This window comes from Oleiphilus sp. HI0067, from assembly GCF_001635735.1.
In genome coordinates this window covers 1-1,126 of the sequence record NZ_LWFI01001174.1, presented here as the reverse complement: position 1 = coordinate 1,126, position 1,126 = coordinate 1, and the positions used below count along the sequence as shown (strand labels likewise).

Annotated in this window: 2 protein-coding genes; both read left to right on the top strand. The window is 44.4% G+C overall.

The features are described 5' to 3' along the window. Positions 1-327 precede the first annotated feature (327 nt). A complete protein-coding gene (gene rpsF, locus A3739_RS17345) occupies positions 328-759 on the top strand; it encodes a 30S ribosomal protein S6 (RefSeq protein WP_068480500.1) in 432 nt (143 codons plus the stop codon). Positions 760-779: 20 nt separating this feature from the next. Beyond that, positions 780-1,010 carry a 30S ribosomal protein S18 gene (gene rpsR, locus A3739_RS17340; protein WP_068480503.1) on the top strand — a complete coding sequence of 77 codons (231 nt, stop codon included), beginning with the start codon at positions 780-782 and terminating at the stop codon, positions 1,008-1,010. The last annotated feature ends 116 nt before the right edge of the window (positions 1,011-1,126 follow it).

The window sequence follows — 1,126 nt, the reverse complement described above, 5'->3', positions numbered from 1 at the left end:
GCCTATTTTGTGATTTTTGCTCTGTTCGTTGGCCAAAAGTAATTACCTGAAGGCTAATATCTTGCTGAACCTTAGTCGCTGTTTCTGAATAGTCTAGAAATATTATGTTTCAGCGGTGCTGAGGTTTGTTATGCCTTTGTTACGGCAGTTTGCGTACCGATAACTTGCATATGGTGGGCTTTGTCTGTAAGATGCGCGGCTCGAAAAACTGCGGGTTATATTAAGCTGCTAGCATTTACAGGCGACTTGATAAATTCGTTTAATTTGTAACTCCTTGCTTTAAAAAGAATTATTCGATTTAAGGCTATATATCCAAAGGGAGCATTTATGCGTCACTATGAGATCGTATTTCTGGTACACCCTGATCAGAGCGAACAGGTACCAGGTATGGTTGAGCGATACAGCAACCTAATCACTAATGGCGGTGGTCAAGTTCACCGTTTAGAAGATTGGGGTCGTCGTCACTTGGCATACCCGATCAACAAAATCCACAAAGCACACTACATCTTGATGAACATCGAGTGTGGCAGTGAAGTGCTTGATGAGCTTTCTCATAACTTCCGATTCAACGATGCAATCATTCGTGAGTTGGTAATCCGCCGTAAAGAAGCGATTACTGAAGAATCTGCGATCAAAGCATCTCAAAACCGCGACGATCGTCGTCCACAGCGTCAAGAAGCGCCAAAAGCTGAAGCTCCTGCAGCAGCTGAAAGCCAAGACGCAGCGGCAGACGATAGCGCTGAAGCATCAGAAGAGTAATTCGGAATTAGGAGAAGACTATGTCTCGTTTTTTACGTCGTCGTAAGTTCTGCCGTTTCACCGCAGAAGGCGTTAAAGAGATCGATTATAAAGATCTTGATACTTTGAAAGGCTACATCACTGAAACTGGAAAAATCGTTCCTAGCCGTATTACCGGTACTAAAGCGAAATACCAGCGTCAGTTGGCTACAGCAATCAAGCGTGCGCGCTACGTTGCATTGTTGCCTTACACAGATAACCACCACGAGTAATGGTGGCGTTGCCCTTTTGGGTAACTACAAATTTACTTGAATACTTGAGGAAGCGCTTAAATGCGTGAATTAGCCCGGTTTGCCATGAAGGGGCCGTTAAATGCGTCAGGCATTGC